This is a genomic window from Streptomyces sp. NPDC030183 (genome assembly GCF_055573455.1).
Genome location: NZ_JBVIBK010000011.1, coordinates 209,273 through 226,540, shown reverse-complemented (window position 1 = coordinate 226,540; position 17,268 = coordinate 209,273). Strand labels below are relative to the sequence as shown.

14 protein-coding genes are annotated in these 17,268 nt (G+C 73.6%); 10 read left to right on the top strand and 4 right to left on the bottom strand.

The window, feature by feature from the left end; genetic code table 11:
• Window positions 1-74: 74 nt before the first annotated feature.
• Both ACZ4Z2_RS16020 and ACZ4Z2_RS16015 read right to left on the bottom strand, forming a co-directional pair.
• On the bottom strand, window positions 75-236 hold the full coding sequence (locus tag ACZ4Z2_RS16020; RefSeq protein ID WP_468076327.1) for a hypothetical protein: 162 nt from the start codon (window positions 234-236) through the stop codon (window positions 75-77).
• 96 nt (window positions 237-332) lie between these two features.
• Window positions 333-1,727: an AbfB domain-containing protein gene (locus ACZ4Z2_RS16015; protein WP_468076325.1), complete on the bottom strand. Its 1,395-nt coding sequence runs from the start codon at window positions 1,725-1,727 to the stop codon at window positions 333-335.
• Between the two features lie 524 nt (window positions 1,728-2,251).
• Between ACZ4Z2_RS16015 and ACZ4Z2_RS16010 the strand changes: the two genes are divergently transcribed.
• Window positions 2,252-3,793: a family 43 glycosylhydrolase gene (locus ACZ4Z2_RS16010; protein ID WP_468076323.1), complete on the top strand. Its 1,542-nt coding sequence runs from the start codon at window positions 2,252-2,254 to the stop codon at window positions 3,791-3,793.
• A gap of 7 nt (window positions 3,794-3,800) precedes the next feature.
• Here ACZ4Z2_RS16010 and ACZ4Z2_RS16005 read toward each other — a convergent pair whose 3' ends face one another.
• The gene (locus ACZ4Z2_RS16005) at window positions 3,801-5,198 is read right to left on the bottom strand and encodes a hypothetical protein (RefSeq protein WP_468076321.1); all 1,398 of its coding nucleotides are present in this window, start codon (window positions 5,196-5,198) and stop codon (window positions 3,801-3,803) included.
• Complete coding sequence (locus tag ACZ4Z2_RS16000) at window positions 5,195-6,472, bottom strand: glycosyltransferase family 4 protein (RefSeq protein WP_468076319.1); 1,278 nt, start codon at window positions 6,470-6,472, stop codon at window positions 5,195-5,197. The genes ACZ4Z2_RS16005 and ACZ4Z2_RS16000 overlap by 4 nt, the downstream gene beginning before the upstream one ends.
• A gap of 721 nt (window positions 6,473-7,193) precedes the next feature.
• On the opposite strand from ACZ4Z2_RS16000, the gene ACZ4Z2_RS15995 reads away from it, so the two are divergent.
• From ACZ4Z2_RS15995 to rfaE2, 9 genes are all read left to right on the top strand, one after another.
• Window positions 7,194-8,189, top strand: a complete 996-nt coding sequence (locus tag ACZ4Z2_RS15995; protein WP_468076317.1) for an NAD-dependent epimerase/dehydratase family protein — start codon at window positions 7,194-7,196, stop codon at window positions 8,187-8,189.
• A 91-nt stretch (window positions 8,190-8,280) separates the two neighbouring features.
• A complete protein-coding gene (locus ACZ4Z2_RS15990) occupies window positions 8,281-9,948 on the top strand; it encodes a carbamoyltransferase family protein (protein ID WP_468076315.1) in 1,668 nt (555 codons plus the stop codon).
• Window positions 9,945-11,048, top strand: a complete 1,104-nt coding sequence (locus tag ACZ4Z2_RS15985) for a glycosyltransferase family 2 protein (RefSeq protein ID WP_468076313.1) — start codon at window positions 9,945-9,947, stop codon at window positions 11,046-11,048. Before ACZ4Z2_RS15990 ends, ACZ4Z2_RS15985 begins: the two co-directional genes overlap by 4 nt.
• Complete coding sequence (locus tag ACZ4Z2_RS15980) at window positions 11,045-11,689, top strand: D-glycero-alpha-D-manno-heptose-1,7-bisphosphate 7-phosphatase (protein ID WP_468076311.1); 645 nt, start codon at window positions 11,045-11,047, stop codon at window positions 11,687-11,689. The genes ACZ4Z2_RS15985 and ACZ4Z2_RS15980 overlap by 4 nt, the downstream gene beginning before the upstream one ends.
• Window positions 11,686-12,741 (top strand): glycosyltransferase family 9 protein, encoded by a 1,056-nt coding sequence (locus tag ACZ4Z2_RS15975; protein WP_468076309.1) that lies wholly within the window; start codon window positions 11,686-11,688, stop codon window positions 12,739-12,741. Before ACZ4Z2_RS15980 ends, ACZ4Z2_RS15975 begins: the two co-directional genes overlap by 4 nt.
• Window positions 12,738-13,703 (top strand): glycosyltransferase, encoded by a 966-nt coding sequence (locus ACZ4Z2_RS15970; protein WP_468076307.1) that lies wholly within the window; start codon window positions 12,738-12,740, stop codon window positions 13,701-13,703. The genes ACZ4Z2_RS15975 and ACZ4Z2_RS15970 overlap by 4 nt, the downstream gene beginning before the upstream one ends.
• On the top strand, window positions 13,700-14,968 hold the full coding sequence (locus ACZ4Z2_RS15965; RefSeq protein WP_468076305.1) for a glycosyltransferase: 1,269 nt from the start codon (window positions 13,700-13,702) through the stop codon (window positions 14,966-14,968). Before ACZ4Z2_RS15970 ends, ACZ4Z2_RS15965 begins: the two co-directional genes overlap by 4 nt.
• 98 nt (window positions 14,969-15,066) lie before the next feature.
• A complete protein-coding gene (locus ACZ4Z2_RS15960; RefSeq protein WP_468076303.1) occupies window positions 15,067-15,717 on the top strand; it encodes a D-sedoheptulose-7-phosphate isomerase in 651 nt (216 codons plus the stop codon).
• The gene (gene rfaE2 / locus ACZ4Z2_RS15955; protein WP_468076301.1) at window positions 15,714-17,267 is read left to right on the top strand and encodes a D-glycero-beta-D-manno-heptose 1-phosphate adenylyltransferase; all 1,554 of its coding nucleotides are present in this window, start codon (window positions 15,714-15,716) and stop codon (window positions 17,265-17,267) included. The genes ACZ4Z2_RS15960 and rfaE2 overlap by 4 nt, the downstream gene beginning before the upstream one ends.
• The last annotated feature ends 1 nt before the right edge of the window (window position 17,268 follow it).

Here is a 17,268-nt window from a genome sequence, read left to right as displayed (position 1 = left end):
GCCGGTGCGGCATCTGCCGCGGGAGGCGTCGGCGCCTCGTCCGGCGATGCGTCCTGGTACGCCGCGGGTGACGCCTACGACGGGTCGTCGCCCGGTTCTTCCTGCGGAGGTTCCTCCTCCTGCTCGAGCAGCAGTTCGTCGTCGTGCGGCAGTTCGTCGTCGTGCGGCAGCAGTTCGTCGTCGTGCGGCAGCAGCTCGTCGTCCTGCGGGAGTTCCTGTTGAGTCGAGTTCCGCACCGCTACGGCCGACCGGTCGTGTCGCGCCGCGGCACCCACCACCGCCGCGCCGCCCGGTGACGGTCGGAAGGCGCGGCGGTCGGTTCGTCCGGTGGGTCAGTGGACGATGTTGAAGGTGGCGTCGGCCCGGCCCGTCGCGGTGGAGATCTCGTCGAGCCGCAGGGCGAACGCGTAGTGCCGCAGATAGCGGGTGGGGAAGCGGGCGGAGCGGAACGACGACCAGTTCCCGTCGGCGAGGCCGGCGACGCGGTGGAACGTGGCGTCGGTGGCGAAGCCCGCCGTGCCGTCGTTGCGGACCAGCTTGATCTCGAAGTTCTCCTGCTTCATGTAGAAGCCGGGGAAGTTGACCGACTCGAACGACACGCCGTTGGGGTCGGACAGGCCGGGCCGCAGCCGCCACTGCGCGTCCTGGTAGGGGTCGAAGGGCAGTTCACTGATACGGCCGGCGTTGTTCTCGTGGCGGGCGTAGTGGCCGGGGAAGTTGTAGGACTTCAGGAGGTTCCAGCTGGTGCCGCCGTACCGGGCGAGGAGGCGGTCGCGGTCGGCGGCGGTGATCGGGTGGACGGTGTTGTGCTTGGCGTTCAGCGGTGCGGTGTACGACTGGCGGCCGACCTTGGTCCACGCCCCCGACACGAGGTCGCCCTGCCACAGGTCGAACTTGGCGTTGGGGCAGAAGGTGTCACCCCACAGCGACCAGGTGGACGAGGTGAGCGACTTCACCAGGGTGGGGGCCTCGGTGCACCGGTTCTCGGCGACACCGTCGGTGTACTTGGTGAAGCTGCCCGGTTCCACCGACGTGGAGCGCGCGCCGACCAGCCGGCCCGTGGCGTTGCTCTTGTAGTAGAGGTAGTTGGATCCGTTGACGTCGGTGACGACGTGGGAGTCGATGATGCCGGAGCCCGTGTCGTGGAAGACCAGGGGGTCGGTGGCGGTGACGAAGTCGGTCGTGTAGGAGACGGCGATCACCGAGTACGACTTGCCCGGCGGGACGGTGGAGAACGTGATGCCGTAGGCGTTTCGGGCCGGGTCCCAGTGGATGGCCGGGGCCCAGCTGTAGGAGTTCGGGTTGGTGGCGTTGACCTTCAGCAGCCGGTCCGCCGACCAGTTCACCAGGTCGGGCGAGGTCCAGACGTGGATGTTCTGGTTGGCCTTGGTGAAGCTGCCGCCCACGGGGATGTCGGTCGCGAGGACGACCCAGCTGCCGTCGCGCAGCCGGTACAGGAACGGGTCGCGGATGCCCTTGGTGCCCGCGGTGGCGGTGAGGATCGGGTTGTTGTCGTTGAGCGGCGTCCACTCCCGGCCGTCGTCGCTCACCGCGAGGTGCACGGCGTTGACGTTGCCCGCGCCGCTGAGCGACTCCTTGAAGTAGCCCATCACATAGGCGGCGTCGGCGTCGGCCGCCGCGGCCGTCTGCGCGGGCATGGCCACTCCCGTGGCCAGTGCCACCAGAGCGACGAGGAACGCCGCTCTCCTGATCAGTCTTGCCAGCAAGGTCTTTCCTCTCGATGCGTGGTTCTCACAGGCGTGCGGAACCGACGCCCTCCCTCGGAACAGGAAGGAGCGGGGGGAGCAGGGGGATGAGCAGGGAAAGGGCAGCGCCTGTGGATCTGCCCCGGCTTGAGCCGATGAGGGGTGCGCAACAACGGGACGATTCCCCGAGCACGCTCGTTCGCAATTTCGAACACCGTACGGAACTTCGGCCAGAAGGTAAACTTCCCGTGAGACCACGTCAAGAGAACCGACACTCCGGCTCGGATCTTTCTCTGACCCGGGATCCCGCGCCGCGCCTCTGGAGCGTTCCACACGCCCGCGCGACAGGGCGGGTCATTCCCGTTCCGCCTTTCCTGTTATGAGCGAGGCGCCCGTGCGTCTCCTGTACGCACGACCCCCACCACTCGGACACCGCAGCCCTCTTGACGCCCCTTCACGTCACCCCCTAACTTTTGGCCGCATTTACGAACACTGTCCTGTATTTCGAACGACCGGACGCGACACGAAACAAGGATGTCTCTGTCATGAGCAGTACTTCCGTATTGGCCGGTGTGACCCAACTACCGTGGCGCGCTTGGGAGTTCGCGCACAGGAGTCCCTCTCTCATCCGCCGGCTCTTCGCCACGGCGACAGCGCTCATCGCACTCGTCACGGTCGGTACCGCGGTGGCCGCCCCCGAGGCGCAGGCGGCCACGACGACGTTCACGAACCCGCTCAACAGCTCCGGCGCCGACCCGTACATGACCTACTACAACGGCAACTACTACCTGATGACGACGCCGTACAGCGGGCCGCTGACCATGCGGAAGGCACCCACGATCGCGGCGCTGAAGTCGGCGTCCCCGGTACCGGTGTTCAGTGCCCACGCCGCCGGGCGCGACCGCCAGGTCTGGGCTCCGGAGATGCACCTGCTCGACGGCCCCAGCGGCAAGCGCTGGTACATCTACTACTCCGCCGGCGGGGGCGACATCGAGGACCAGCGCGTGCACGTGCTGGAGAGCGCCGGCACCGACCCGCTCGGCCCGTACACGTACAAGGGCATGATCTTCGGCGCGAACAACTGGTGGGGCATCGACGGAAGCGTCGTCACCATCGGCGGCCGCCTGTACTTCGTCTGGTCGGGGGTGCCGACGCCGCAGTGGGCGGGGTCCAATCCGAGCATCTACATCGTCGCGCTGAGCAACCCGTGGACCGTCACTGGACCCCGGACACAGATCTCGACCCCCACCTACGCGTGGGAGAGGCAGGGCACTCCGATGAACGAGGGTCCGGTCGCGTTGCAGCACGACGGGAAGACGTTCATCTCCTACTCGGCGAGCGCCTGCCAGGGACCGGACTACAAGCTGGGCCTGCTCACCCTCACCGGCAGTGACCCACTGAGCGCGAGTTCATGGACGAAGAGCACCGAGCCCGCCTTCCAGCGCAGCGACGCGAACGGCGTGTACGGTCCCGGCCACAACGGCTTCTTCAAGTCCCCGGACGGCACCGAGGACTGGATCGTCTACCACGCCAACACCTCGTCCACGCAGGGTTGCGGCGCCACCCGCTCCACCCGGATCCAGAAGATCACCTGGAACGCGGACGGGTCGCCGAACCTCGGCGTGCCGGTGGCGACGAACACGGCGCTCACCGTGCCCTCCGGTGAACCGGCGGTGACCTACTACCGGTTGACCAACCGCAACAGCGGAAAGGTCATGGACGTCCAGGCACCCAACACCGACGACGGTGCGAAGATCGGCCAGTACTCCTCGAACGGCAGGCCCTGGCAGCAGTGGCGCTTCGTCGACGCGGGCAACGGTTACTTCCAGATCGAGAGCCTCAACAGCGGCAAGTGCCTGGACGTGAACGCCGCGTCCACCGCCGACGGCGCCGGCATCATCCAGTTCCGCTGCCACGCCAACGCGAACCAGCAGTTCTCCTGGGTCGCCACCGACGGGTACTTCCAGCTCAGGGCCCGCCACAGCGGCAAGTGCGTCAACGTCGTCGGCGCCTCGACCACGGACGCCGCCCTGCTGGAACAGCGCACCTGCGGCACGGCCACCAGCTTCCAGTGGTCGCGTTCCTGACGGCCTCTCAGGGGCGCACGACGACGGTCCATCCGGGGTTGTAGGTGTCCGGCACCGGGAATCGTTGCCAGTCACGCGCCCAGTGCGGTGGCCTCCGCTCGCGAAGGACCACCGCACTGGCGTGTGTCGGGGGGACCGTCTCCGTGACAGCGCAGCCCGCGGTGTAGGCGATGGGGATCGTCGAACTGTTCCCCGCGAGGACACACGGAGGACGCACCCCGTGCTCACGCAGCACGGAGACGATCCGGTCCCAGTCTCCGCGGGCCTGCTGCTGGATGCCCGCATGAGCGTGGACGAGACCGGCCTGGATGCCCCAGTGCCCGAGGAGTGCCAGGGCCAGCACCGCGGCTGTCGGCAGTGAACGGCGCGCGCGGGCCCGGTGGACGACGGCCAGGAGCCCGACAGCCGCGGGGAGCGCCAGCAGCGCGTACGCCGGCAGCAGGAACCGCGGCGCGGCGTAGGGGACGAGGAAGAGATACGGCGCCGCCGCGGCCACGGCCACCGCCACCGCCAGCCACAGCGGTGCAGCGGATCGGCGCGCCCGGCGCTCCGCCCACAGTCCCAGGCCGACCAGCAGCGGCAGCAGCACCCACCACTCCGTCACGGGCAGCGGTACGCCGTCGCCCGTACAGGGACGGCACAGCAGCGGGCCGTCCAGCGCGGTGAGATGGGCGCGCAGGGAGAAGACGGCCCGCAGGCCGCCCTGGACCTGGTCGGCCTCCGCTAGCCGGTTCCGCACCCCGCCGAACCGCACTTCGGCCTCGACGACCCAGGGCAGCGCACCCGCCACCAGTCCGGCCGCCACGGCCGACAGACGCCCCCTCAGGCGGCCGTGGCCGCGCAGTGCGGGCATCAGTACGGCCGCCAGGAGCAACGGCGCGGCGACGGCCACGCCGTCGTTGGGCCGCATCAGTGTCACCACCGCCAGGCCCGCCGCGACACCCGCGTACCGGGGACGCGGCGCGAGGAAGCAGCCCACCGCGGCGGTGGCACCCATCGCGGTGTAGTGGTTCGGCATCGCGGAACCGCCGTAGAACACGGTGATCCACAGGCTGCCGTACAGCCCGGCCGCCACCCACACCGTCGCCGGGCGGTGCACGATCCGCAGCCACGGCCGGAATCCCAGCCAGAGCGCACCACCGGCCAGCAGGAGCAGCCACACCCTCAGCAGTACCGTCGAGTCGCTCCAGGAGGCGATCGGAGCGAGCAGCAGGGGGACGCCGCGGGTACGCGGGGCGCTGAACGGGGTCGCGGGACCGTACGGGCCGAAGCGGCTGGCATACACGATCTCGTCCCAGCCGAGCGGCAGCGTGAGCGGTACGAGGACGGCCGACAGCAGGCAGAACCCGGCGGCCACGATCAACAGCTTCCGCTGGGCCGAGGCAGCCGTACGATCCGCGTTCATCCGACCCAGCCCAGCTTGCGCCGCCCTCGACGCACCGCTCCGCGGGCGAGGATGCCCGCGGTGGCGGTGAGCGCGGCAGCACGGTCGCGCCAGTCGGCCGGGCCGGGCGGTGGAGCAGCGGACCGCCCGGCCCGGTCCTCCAGCAGTGTGTCGAACAGGCGCTCGTAGCGGTCGGCGATGTCCTCGGGGGTGAATCGTTCCGCCGCACCGGTCCGGGCGGCCATGCCCATCTCGGCGCGCCGTCCGTCGTCCCGCATCAGCGCCACCAGCGCGTCGGACACACCCCGGGTGCTGTCGCGCGGGACCAGGAGGCCGTCCACACCGTGGCGGATGATCTCGCCGGGCCCGTGGGGGCAGTCGGTGCTCACCACCGGCAGGCCGCAGCGCATGGCCTCCACGATCGTCATTCCGAACGACTCGTGCGCGGAGGTCACCGCGGCGATGGAACCCTTGACCCACTCGGCCTCGATGGGAGTGGCCGCACCCATCAGGAAGACCCGGTCCCCCAGCCCGTGGTGGGCTATCCGGTCGGCTATCCGGGCGCGTTCCGGGCCGTCCCCGTAGATGCGCAGGGACCAGTCGGGGCAGGCCGCGCCCGCCAGGGCGAACGCGTCCACCAGCATCTCGTACCGCTTGACGCGGGCCAGCCGTCCCGCCGCGACGACGACCTTGGCCGCCGGGTCGGCCGGCGGCACCGCGGGTTCGGGGACGCTGTTGGGGATGGCCAGAACCTGGGTGTGCGGCAGCCTCATGCCGCGCCGGTGGTCGCGCGCGTCGGCCTCGGTCATGGTGACCAGGGCGTCGAGACCGCCGTACCAGCGCTGGAGTTCCGTCCGCAGGCGGTGCGGATGGTTGTCGTGGGTGAGGTGCTCCTGCCCAACGAGTACGGCATGTCGAGGACCGAATCGGGCCACCAGTGCGTTGAGTCCGGCCCTGGTGCCCACGATGACGTCTGCGTCCGTCTCCCGCAGCCAGTCGATGACCCGCCGCTCGGCGAGTTGGTGGTACTGCTCCGAGCGGCTGTCCCCCGTGGGGAAGAACTCTCCGGCCCCCAGGGCGAGCGGGTCCACCGTGTCCGCGGATCCCTTGCGCCGGTCCACCAGGGCCCGCAGCGGCACTTCCGGCGACCGCCCCAGTCGTGGCTTCTCGCGGTGCCGGAAGACCGACACGAGTTCCACCTGGTGTCGCCGTGCGAGCGTGTCGGCGAGTGTCATGGTCGTTCGTACGGTGCCGCCCACCGCGTAGGCGTTGTGCAGCAGGAAGGCGATGCGCATGTGCGGCGTCCCCCGGTTTTTCTGTGATGCGTCGCCTCAGCCGCGGTCGCTGTTCCAGCGGGCCTGTGGGAAGTCGATGTGCTTCGTGTCGGCGACGGTGTCGGTGCTGGTCGTCGTTCGGTCCGCCGCCGTGGTGTCCGGCCTGTGGCTGTCCCCCCGTGTGCTCCGGATGGTTCGACGTGCGGCGATGCCGCTACCGACGTTCACAGCCGACCAGTTGTCTGGCAGTCCCCTTCTGCCGCCGCATACAACTCCCGGGGCCCGGCTTCCTCACGTCTTGTCCGGGTGTGGGGTCGTTGCGGTTCCCGCAGCCTCACACAGCCCCGGCCAGTCCGCCGGGTGACGCAGTCGGCTGCGACTCCTGAAGACGACCGGGAAGAAATAGTCCGAATTATCCGCATAAGTAACATTGTGCTGGGAACTCCAATGCGCATGTCATGTCCGTCACGGCGTCATCCACGGGACCGGGGGCCGGCCCCACCGGTCCACCGGTCGCGAGCGCGCCCGCCCCGTGCCAAACTCACTGTTCGGGCGTCCCCCGCCGACGGTGCGCATCCAGCCGCCGTTCCCACCCGGGGACGGGGCACCAGGGTCCTTGCCCCCTTCCCCTCACTCCCCTCATTCCTCTCATTCCTCTCATTCCGCCGCGAGCGGTGCGCCGCCATGCCCGGCGCGTGTTCAGGGGGGCGATACGCCGTCGCCCAGCACGGAGGAGATCGCCATGACCACCGCCTTCTCACCGACCTGGCAGCACGCCGTCGTCACCGGCGGCGCGGGTTTCGTCGGTTCGCATCTGTGTACGGCCCTGTTGGACTCGGGCACCGAGGTCACCTGTGTCGACGACCTCAGTACAGGACGTGTCGACAACATCACCGCCCTGCTCGACCGCCCGGGGTTCACCCTGGTCGAGGCGAATGTCGCCGAGGGCATACCCGTCGACCTGCCCACCGACCTGGTGCTGCACTTCGCCTCCCCCGCGTCACCGGCCGACTATCTGCGATTGCCCCTGCACACGATGGAGACGGGCAGCCTCGGTACCCGTCACGCCCTGGAACTCGCCCACGCCCACGGCGCCCGCTTCCTGCTCGCCTCGACGTCGGAGGTGTACGGCGACCCGCAGCAGAATCCACAGGACGAACGCTACTGGGGCCATGTGAACCCGGTCGGGCCCCGCAGCGTGTACGACGAGGCCAAGCGGTTCGGTGAGGCGCTGACCACCGCCCACGCCGACGCCAGGGGCACCGACACCTGCATCGTGCGCCTGTTCAACACCTACGGTCCGCGCATGCGCGGCCACGACGGCCGGGCCGTGCCGACCTTCGTGCGGCAGGCCCTCGCCGGAGAACCCCTCACCGTCACCGGCGACGGCCGGCAGACCCGCTCGCTGTGCTACGTCGACGACACCGTACGAGGGGTGCTCGCGGCGGCGGCCCACGGCATGCGGGGCCCCGTCAACATCGGCAACCCGGGCGAGATCACCATGCTCGACCTGGCCCGGCTCGTCATCGCCCTCGCCGGTTCCGACTCCGAGATCCGCTTCATCGAACGCCCCACCGACGACCCGGCGTTGCGCTGCCCGGACATCACCCTCGCCCACGACAAGCTCGGTTGGGAGCCGCGGGTGGCGCCGGTGGACGGACTGCGGCGCACGATCGACTGGTTCCGCGCCGAAGCGGAGGCCGAGGCGCGCCGCACGACACCGGCCGCGCCCCACTGACTCCGATCCGCGGCGCGCGGCCGCCCGGGAACGCCCGTCGGCCCCGCGCGCCCGCCGACGGCGTCATCCCCTCGCCGAAAGGTCCCCCTTCATGCGCATTCTCGGAATCAACGCGCTGTTCCACGACCCCGCCGCCGCGCTCGTCATCGACGGCCGTACCGTCGCCGCCGCCGAGGAGGAGCGGTTCTCCCGCCGCAAACACGGCAAGCGGCCGGTGCCGTTCGCCGCGTGGGAACTGCCGGAGAAGGCCGCCTCCTGGTGCCTCACCCGGGCGGGCCTGCGCCCCCAGGACCTCGACGCGGTCGCCTACTCCTACGACCCCCGGCTCGCCCGTCCCGCCCACGAGATGGGCCTCGACGACCCCTGGGACCATCTGCGCCAGACCTACGCGCGCGAGGCCCCCGGCTTCCTCGGGACCGCGCTGCCCGGTCTGGATCCCGGCGTCGTCCGCTTCGTCCCGCACCACATGGCGCACGCCGCGTCGAGCGCGTTCGGCGCACCCGACGCCGGGGACTCCTCGGTGCTGGTGCTGGACGGCCGCGGTGAACGCGCCTCCCACCTGGCCGCCCGCCGCACCGACGACCGGCTGGAGGCGCTGTACGCGCAGGAACTGCCCCATTCCCTGGGGCTGGTGTACGAGGAGCTGACCGGGCACCTGGGATTCCTGCGCTCCTCCGACGAGTTCAAGGTGATGGCCCTCGCCTCCCACGGCACCCCGCGCATGCTGTCCGAGCTGCGCCGGTACGTGCATCCCACGGGTGACGGCGGGTTCCGCGCCACGGGCGTGCCCTGGCACGAGCTGTGCGCGCCGCGCGGCCCGGACGAGCCGTGGACGCGGGAGCACGCCGATGTGGCGGCGAGCGCGCAGGCCGTCCTGGAGGAGACAATGCTGGACCTGGTGCGCTGGCTGCACGGCCGGACCCACGACAGCACGCTCACCCTGGCCGGCGGTGTCGCCCTGAACTGCGTCGCCAACTCCCGTGTCGCCCGTGAGGGCCCCTTCTCCCGGGTGTGGGTGCAGCCCGCGGCCGGCGACGCCGGAACGGCTCTCGGCGGAGCGCTGCTGCTCGCGGCCGGGGAGGGCGACGACCCGGAACCGATGCCCGGCGCCGATCTGGGCCGCGACTGGTCGGACGCCGAGCTGGGGGCGTGGCTGAAGACGGCGGGCGTCCCGTTCGAGCGGCCGGCGGACATCGCGGCCACCGTGGCGCGGGCGCTGGCGGACAACGCCATCGTCGCCTGGTTCCAGGGCCGTTCCGAGTACGGGCCGAGGGCGCTCGGTCACCGCTCCCTGCTGGCCCACCCCGGTCACGCCGGGAACCTGGAGCGCCTCAACGACGTCAAGGGCCGCGAGCAGTTCCGGCCGGTGGCGCCCATGGTGCTCGCCGAGCGCGCCGGGGAGATCTTCGACGGTCCGCTGCCCAGCCCGTACATGCTGTTCGTGCACGACGTGGCCCCCGAGTGGCGTGAGCGCATACCGGCGGTCGTGCACGTGGACGGCACGGCCCGCATCCAGACCGTGGACGCGGGGCGGGAGCCGCTGGTGGCCCGCGTGCTCGGGGAGTTCGAGCGGCTGACGGGGCTGCCGGTCGTCGTCAACACCAGCCTCAACACCGCGGGCCGTCCGATGGTGGACGATCCGCGCGACGCCCTGGAGTGCTTCGGCTCCTCCCCCGTCGACCTGCTCGCCATCGGCCCGTACGCGGTACGCCGCCCGGGCCTGTTCGGCGCCGCCGGGGGCGAGGAGGTGGCGCGATGAGCGAGTTCACCCGCCAGGGGCGGCACCCCGGCGCCCGCGGTGACTCCGGCGACGGTGGCGGCGCGTACGCCGTGGTGGTCCCGACCCTGGGGCGGCCGAGCCTGGGGACGTGTCTGGACGCGCTCGCCCGGTCCGAGGGGCCGATGCCGGTGCGGGTGGTCCTCGTCGACGACCGTCCCGAGCCGGACCTGCCCCTGGAACACGAGGTCCCCCCGCCGTTGCGGGGCCGGACGACCGTGGTGAGGGGCCGCGCGGCGGGCCCGGCCGCCGCCCGCAACACCGGCTGGCGGGCCGCGGGCGCGGTGCCCTGGATCGTGTTCCTCGACGACGACGTGGTGCCCGGCCCCCGCTGGGCGGACGACCTCGCCCTGGACCTCGCCACGGCGCCCCCGGACAGCGCCGGGGTCACCGCCCGTATCGAGGTGCCCCTGCCGGCCGGGCGGCGGCCCACGGACTGGGAGCGCAACACGGCGGGCCTGGCGACGGCCCGGTGGATCACCGCCGACATGGCCTACCGCCGGGAGGCCCTGGAGTCCGTCGACGGCTTCGACGAGCGGTTCCGGCGGGCCTTCAGGGAGGACGCGGACCTCGCGCTGCGCGTCCTCGGCGCGGGCTGGACGCTCACCGACGGGACCCGGACCACCCGGCACCCGGTGCGGCCCGCGGACCGCTGGGTCTCCCTGCGGCTCCAGGCGGGCAACGCCGACGACGTGCTGATGACCCGGCGGCACGGCCGTGACTGGTGGGGCCGGGCGGGGGCGCCACGGGGGCGCCTGCCCGGACACCTGGCGGTGACGGCGTTCGCCGCGACGGGACTGGCCTGCGCCGCGCTCGGCCGACCGCGCGCCGCCGCGCTGTGCGCCGCCGGATGGCTGGCCGGAACCGCCGAGTTCGCGCTGGCCCGGATCCTGCCGGGGCCGCGCACCCGCGAGGAGATCGTGAGCATGGCGCTGACGAGTGCGGCCATCCCGCCCGCCGCCGTCTGGCACCGGCTGCGCGGCCAGGTCACGCACCGGGGCACGGCGCGGTTCCGGGCGGCGGCCTCGACGCGGGTGGACCTCGAGGAACGGGTGGACCTGGAGGAAGGGGTGCCCTCATGACCGGCGTCCCGACGCGCCCCTGGCTGCTCGGCACGCCCGCCCCGGTCGCGGGCGAAATGGGTGCCGGCCTGCCGGAGGCCGTCCTCTTCGACCGGGACGGCACGCTGGTGGTGGACGTCCCCTACAACGGCGACCCCGAGCGGGTCGAGCCCCTGCCCCTGGCCCGGGAGGCCGTCGCGGCCGTACGCGCGCGGGGCGTCCCCGTCGGTGTCGTGAGCAACCAGTCGGGCGTCGCCCGGGGCATGCTGACGTACCGTCAGGTCGATGCCGTGCGGCGGCGCGTCGACGAGCTGTTCGGCCCGTTCGACGTCTGGGCGGTGTGTCCGCACGGCCCGGACGACGGCTGTGGATGCCGCAAGCCCGCCCCGGGCCTGGTGCTCGCCGCGTGCGCCCGGCTCGGCGTGCGGGCCGCGCGGACGGTCGTCATCGGCGACATCGGCTCCGACCTGACCGCCGCCCGTGCCGCGGGCGCGCGCGGGGTGCTGGTGCCGACCCCGGTGACCCGGGCCGAGGAGATCGCCGCCGCCCGCCGAGCCGCCGACGGCGTGGCCGCCGACCTGGCCGATGCCGTACGGCTGGTGCTGGGCCCGGGTGCCGAGGGCGACCGCCCGGCCGCGGTGGGCGCGGGAGGCCGGCGATGAGCACCGCCGCTCCCCTCCCCCGCAGTCTCGTCGTGCGGCTGGACAGCGCCGGTGACGTGCTGCTGGCCGGTCCCGCCGTCCGCGCGGTGGCGGCGGGCTCCTCCCACACGGCACTGCTGTGCGGGCCGCAGGGGGCCGCGGCCGGGCGGCTGCTGCCGGGGGTGGACGAGGTGCTCGTGTACGACGCGCCGTGGGTGGGCTTCGAACCCGCCCCCGTGTCACGCACTGCCACCGAAGGGCTGGTCCAGCAGGTGGCGGCACGCCGCTTCGACCGCGCCCTGGTGCTGGTGTCGTACCACCAGAGCCCGCTGCCGGTGGCGCTGCTGCTGAAGCTGGCCGGCGTCGGTCACGTCGCCGCCGACAGCGAGGACTACCCCGGCGGGCTGCTCGACCTGCGCCACCGGCGGCTGCCGCACCGTCACGAGGCCCTGGCGGCCCTGGACCTGGTGCGGGACGCGGGCTTCGTGCTGCCGGACGGCGACGACGGGGCGCCGCGCGTCCTGCCGCCGCCGGACATGACGTCCCTGACCGGGACCGAACCGTACGTGGTGCTGCACCCGGGGGCCGCCGTACCGGCCCGCGCCTGGAGCCCCGACCGGGCGGCACGGGCCGCGGCCGCCCTGTCCGCGGCGGGCCACCGCGTGGTGGTCACCGGAGGGCCCGACGAACGCGACCTGACGTCGTACGTGGCGGGCGGACACGCCCTGGACCTCGGCGGCGCCACCGGTCTGCGGCAGCTGGCGGGGGTCCTGGCCGGGGCGCGCGTGGTGGTGGCCGGCAACACCGGGCCGACGCACCTCGCCGCCGCGGTCGGGACCCCCGTCGTCTGTCTGTTCGCGCCGGTCGTGCCGGCCGAGCGCTGGCGCCCCTACGGCGTGCCGCACGTGCTGCTCGGGGACCAGGGCGCCGCGTGCGCCGGGAGCCGGGCCCGGCGGTGTCCGCTGCCGGGGCACCCCTGCCTGGACGGTGTCGCCGACCGGCAGGTCCTCGCCGCCGTCTCGGCCCTCGGCGACAGGGCGAACGACCGCACCGAACGAGGAGCGACCGTATGAACATCCTGCTGTGGCATGTGCACGGCTCGTGGACGACGGCCTTCGTGCAGGGCCCCCACACCTATCTCGTTCCCGTGACGCCCGACCGGGGACCCGACGGCCTCGGCCGCGCCCGGACGTTCTCCTGGCCGGCCTCGGTGCACGAGGTGCCCCCCGAGGAGCTGCGGGACAGGCCGGTGGACCTGGTGGTCCTCCAGCGGCCGCACGAACTCGCCCTCGCCGAACGCTGGCTGGGCGGCCGTCGACCAGGACGCGATGTGCCCGCCGTCTATCTGGAGCACAACGCGCCGGACGGCGACGTACCGCGGACCCGGCACCCGTGCGCCGACCGCGGCGATCTCACGCTGGTCCACGTCACCCACTTCAACCGGCTGTTCTGGGACTGCGGCACCACTCGCACGGAGGTGATCGAGCACGGCGTCGTCGACCCCGGGCACCAGTACACGGGACGGCTCGCCCGTGCCGCCGTCGTCGTCAACGAACCCGTGCGGCGGGGCCGGTACACCGGCACCGATCTGCTGCCCGCCCTCGCGGAGGCGGCGCCCCTGGACGTGTTCGGCATGGGCACGGAGGGGCTGGCCGCCCACCTCGGCCTGCCGGAGGACCGCTGTCGCTGCGCCGACCTGCCCCAGAACCATCTGCACCCCGCCATGGCCCAGCGCCGCCTGTATCTGCATCCGGTGCGCTGGACGTCGCTCGGCCTGTCCCTGCTGGAGGCGATGCATCTGGGGATGCCGGTCGTGGCGCTCGCGACCACCGAGGCCGTCGAGGCGGTCCCGGCGGGCGCGGGCACCCTCTCCACCCGGCCCGAGGTGCTCGCCCGGGCCGTACGGCACTACCTGGAGGACCCCGCGGCGGCGGCCGAGGACGGCGCGCGCGCCCGGCAGGCGGCCCTCGAACGGTACGGACTCAAGCGCTTCCTGGACGACTGGGAGCGCGTGTTGACGGAGGCCCGCTCATGAACTCGATCCTGACCCCCTTCCGGCTCGGCGGCATCGCCTCCGCTCCGCGGTCCAGGTCCATCGCCCTGGTCTCGGAGCACGCGAGCCCGCTCGCCGTCCTCGGCGGGGTGGACGCGGGCGGCCAGAACGTCCATGTCGCCGCCCTCGCCGCCGCGCTCGCCGACCGGGGCCACGAGGTCACGGTCTACACCCGCCGGGACGCGCCGGACCTGCCCGACGAAGTGCCGCTGCGCCACGGGGTGACCGTGCACCATGTGCCCGCGGGTCCGCCGGAGTCGCTGCCCAAGGACGAACTCCTGCCCCACATGGGGGACTTCGGCCGCCATCTGGCCCAGGTGTGGCGGTCGGGGCCGCCGGACGTGGTCCACTCCCACTTCTGGATGTCGGGCGTCGCCGCGCTGCGGGCCACCCGGGAGCTGGGGCTGCCGCTGCTGCACACCTACCACGCCCTCGGCACGGTGAAGCGACGGCACCAGCAGCTCGCCGACACCAGTCCGCCGCAGCGGATCGCCCTGGAGCGGGAGGTGGGCCTCGCCTGCGACCGGGTCGTGGCGACCTGCCGGGACGAGGTCGACGAGCTGGCCCGGATGGGTGTGCCGTCGAGCAAGGTGAGCGTCGTGCCCTGCGGGGTCGACACCGAGCTGTTCACCCCGCGCGGTCCGGCCATGGCGCGCGGGCCCCTCCCCCACCGGGTGCTGCAACTGGGCCGGCTGGTGCCGCGCAAGGGCGCCGCCGTCTCGGTCACCGCCCTCGCCCTGCTGCCCGACACCGAGCTGGTCGTGGCCGGCGGCCCCCCGGCGGACCGGCTGGACGACGACCCCGAGGTCCGCAGGCTGCGTGCCCTCGCCGACGAGGTGGGCGTCGCCGACCGGGTCCGCTTCACGGGCGGCGTGCCCAGCCGGGAGGTGCCGCCGCTGCTGCGGGGCGCCGACGTGGTGGTGTGCCCCGCGGACTACGAGCCGTTCGGCATCGTGCCGCTGGAGGCGATGGCGTGCGGCCGGCCGGTGGTCGCCAGCACGGTGGGCGGTCAGCTCGACACCGTCGCCGACCCCGGCACCGGGCGGTTGGTGCCGCCCCGCGACCCCGGGGCACTGGCCCGTGCCGTCGGGGAACTCCTCGCTGATCCCGAGGCCCGCGCCACCTGCGGGGAGACCGGCCGGCGCCGCGTGCTGCGCCGCTACTGCTGGGACCGGGTGGGCGCGGCCACCGAGGCGGCCTACGAGCAGGTCGTCGACGCCCGCCCCGCCATGACCGGCGTGGTCTGACGGCCCCGCCCCACGGCACTGCGACCCCGAACCCCCACAGGTCCGAAGGAGGTGCGGGTCAGGCCGCCGTCCCCCGGGACGCGGCGCACCCGATCGCCATGACCGAATCCCGCGTACTCGACGCCGCGCAACTGCACTGCCGATCCCTCGAACAGGCGCTCGGCCGACTCCGTCGGGAGGGCCTCGGCCGGATCGCGGAGTGGGGCGGGCTCCTCGCCGACGTCCTGCCGTCCGGCGGTCGGCTGCTCGCCGCGGGCAACGGCGGCAGCGCCGCCCAGGCCCAGCACCTCACCGCCGAACTGGTGGGCCGCTACCGGCGGGAACGCCCCGCGTACTCGGCGATCTCGCTGCACGCCGAGACATCCAGCGTGACGGCCATCGGCAACGACTACGGCTTCGACCACGTCTTCGCCCGCCAGGTCTCGGCGCACGGCCGTCCCGGTGATGTGCTCCTGCTGCTGTCCACGTCCGGCCGCAGCGCCAACCTGATCACCGCGGCCGTCACCGCCCGCCGGGCCGGGCTGCGGGTCTGGGCGATGACCGGGCCCTCACCCAACCCGTTGGCCGACGCCGCCGACGAGACGCTGGCCATCGGCTCCGACAGCACGGCCACCGTGCAGGAGACCCACCTCGTGGCGGTCCACCTGCTGTGCGAGTGCTTCGACGCCGCGGTGGCCGCGCCGCCGCTCGGCGCCGCCGTGGCCGCGGGGACGCCCCGCCCGGTGCCGGTCCACGGGAGGGCGTCATGACCGGGGCGCACGGGAGGAACGGCTCGCGGCGGGCGGGCGGGCCGCACGGCGTCTCCGGGCCGCTCGTGGTCGTCGGGGACGTGCTGCTCGACGAGGACGTGGAGGGCACGGCCACCCGGCTGGCCCCCGACGCGCCCGCGCCCGTCGTCGACGTCACCGGCAGCCGCCGCCGGCCCGGTGGCGCCGGACTGGCCGCCGCGCTGGCCGCCGGCCACGGCCGTGAGGTGGTGCTGGTGACCGCCCTCGGCGAGGACGAGGCGAGCGACGCCGTGCGGCGGGAGCTGCGCGGCCGGGTCCGGCTCGTCGAACTGCCGCTGGAGGGCACCCTCCCCGTGAAGACCCGGGTGCTCTCGGGCGGCCGTCCCCTCCTGCGGATGGACCGGGGCGGCGGCACGCCCGGCGCGCCCAGCACGGCCGTACGGCAGGCCCTGGAGCAGGCCGGCACGCTGCTCGTCGCCGACTACGGGCGCCGCACCGCCGACGCCGTGCGGGACCAGCTGGCGGCGTTGGCCCCCCGTACGCCGCTGGTGTGGGACCCGCATCCCCGGGGCGGGCCTCCGGTGCCCGGCGCCCGTCTGGTGACGCCGAACGCGGCGGAGGTGCGCGGCCTGTGCGCCGAGGAGGACGGGGCCGGCGGAGACGGGAACGCGGCGTACGGTCGCGGCGGCGCGGCGGGGGCCGGGGCCCCGGCTTCCGGTGGCGGCAGCTCGCTGCGCGCGTACGCCGAGCGGGGCGCGGGGCTGGCCGCCCGGTGGCGGGCGGCGGGGGTCGCGGTGACGCTGGGCGAGCGCGGTGCGCTGCTGACGCGGCCCGGCGGCGGGACGCCGATGCTCGTTCCGGCGCCGTACCGGGCCGTGGGCGATCCCTGCGGTGCGGGCGACTGCTTCGCGGCGACGGCGGCCGTGGCGCTCGCGGACGGCGCGCTCCCGGAGGAGGCGGTCCAGCGGGCCGTCGCCGAGGCCGCCGCGTTCGTGTCGGCGGGCGGCGCGGGCAACCCCGGGCTCTGGCGCCGGGACCGTGCGCCCCGCCCGCCGGACGAGTCCGCCGCCGACGCGTTCACGCTGGCGGAGCGGGTGCGGGCGCGCGGGGGCACGGTGGTGGCCACCGGCGGCTGCTTCGACCTGCTGCACGCCGGTCATGTGGGCCTGCTGGAGAGCGCCCGGCGCATCGGCGACTGTCTGATCGTGTGCCTCAACTCGGACGCGTCCCTCACCCGCCGCAAGGGCCCCGGGCGTCCGCTGACTCCGCAGGCCGACCGGGTCCGTGTGCTCACCGCCCTCGGCAGTGTCGACGCGGTCGTGGTCTTCGAGGAGGACACCCCCGAGGCGCTGCTGCGGCGGCTGCGGCCCGACGTCTGGGTCAAGGGCGGCGACTACGCCGTCCAGGACCTCCCCGAGGCGGACGTCCTGCGTGGCTGGGGCGGACAGGCGGTCGTCCTGCCCTACCTCGACGGCCGCTCCACGACCCTGCTGGCCCGCCGGGCGGCCCGCGCCGCCGTACGCGTGGGACCGGCCGGTCCCACCGGGCCCGCCGGACCGTCCGGGGGCTGAG

Bases quoted from the DNA above. Each gene is read 5' to 3' on its own strand.
- ACZ4Z2_RS16010 (WP_468076323.1), top strand. From the start codon at position 2,252: ATGAGCAGTACTTCCGTATTGGCCGGTGTGACCCAACTACCGTGGCGC.
- ACZ4Z2_RS16005 (WP_468076321.1), bottom strand. From the start codon at position 5,198: ATGAACGCGGATCGTACGGCTGCCTCGGCCCAGCGGAAGCTGTTGATC.
- ACZ4Z2_RS16000 (WP_468076319.1), bottom strand. From the start codon at position 6,472: ATGCGCATCGCCTTCCTGCTGCACAACGCCTACGCGGTGGGCGGCACC.
- ACZ4Z2_RS15995 (WP_468076317.1), top strand. From the start codon at position 7,194: ATGACCACCGCCTTCTCACCGACCTGGCAGCACGCCGTCGTCACCGGC.
- ACZ4Z2_RS15990 (WP_468076315.1), top strand. From the start codon at position 8,281: ATGCGCATTCTCGGAATCAACGCGCTGTTCCACGACCCCGCCGCCGCG.
- ACZ4Z2_RS15985 (WP_468076313.1), top strand. From the start codon at position 9,945: ATGAGCGAGTTCACCCGCCAGGGGCGGCACCCCGGCGCCCGCGGTGAC.
- ACZ4Z2_RS15980 (WP_468076311.1), top strand. From the start codon at position 11,045: ATGACCGGCGTCCCGACGCGCCCCTGGCTGCTCGGCACGCCCGCCCCG.
- ACZ4Z2_RS15975 (WP_468076309.1), top strand. From the start codon at position 11,686: ATGAGCACCGCCGCTCCCCTCCCCCGCAGTCTCGTCGTGCGGCTGGAC.
- ACZ4Z2_RS15970 (WP_468076307.1), top strand. From the start codon at position 12,738: ATGAACATCCTGCTGTGGCATGTGCACGGCTCGTGGACGACGGCCTTC.
- ACZ4Z2_RS15965 (WP_468076305.1), top strand. From the start codon at position 13,700: ATGAACTCGATCCTGACCCCCTTCCGGCTCGGCGGCATCGCCTCCGCT.
- ACZ4Z2_RS15960 (WP_468076303.1), top strand. From the start codon at position 15,067: ATGACCGAATCCCGCGTACTCGACGCCGCGCAACTGCACTGCCGATCC.
- rfaE2 (WP_468076301.1), top strand. From the start codon at position 15,714: ATGACCGGGGCGCACGGGAGGAACGGCTCGCGGCGGGCGGGCGGGCCG.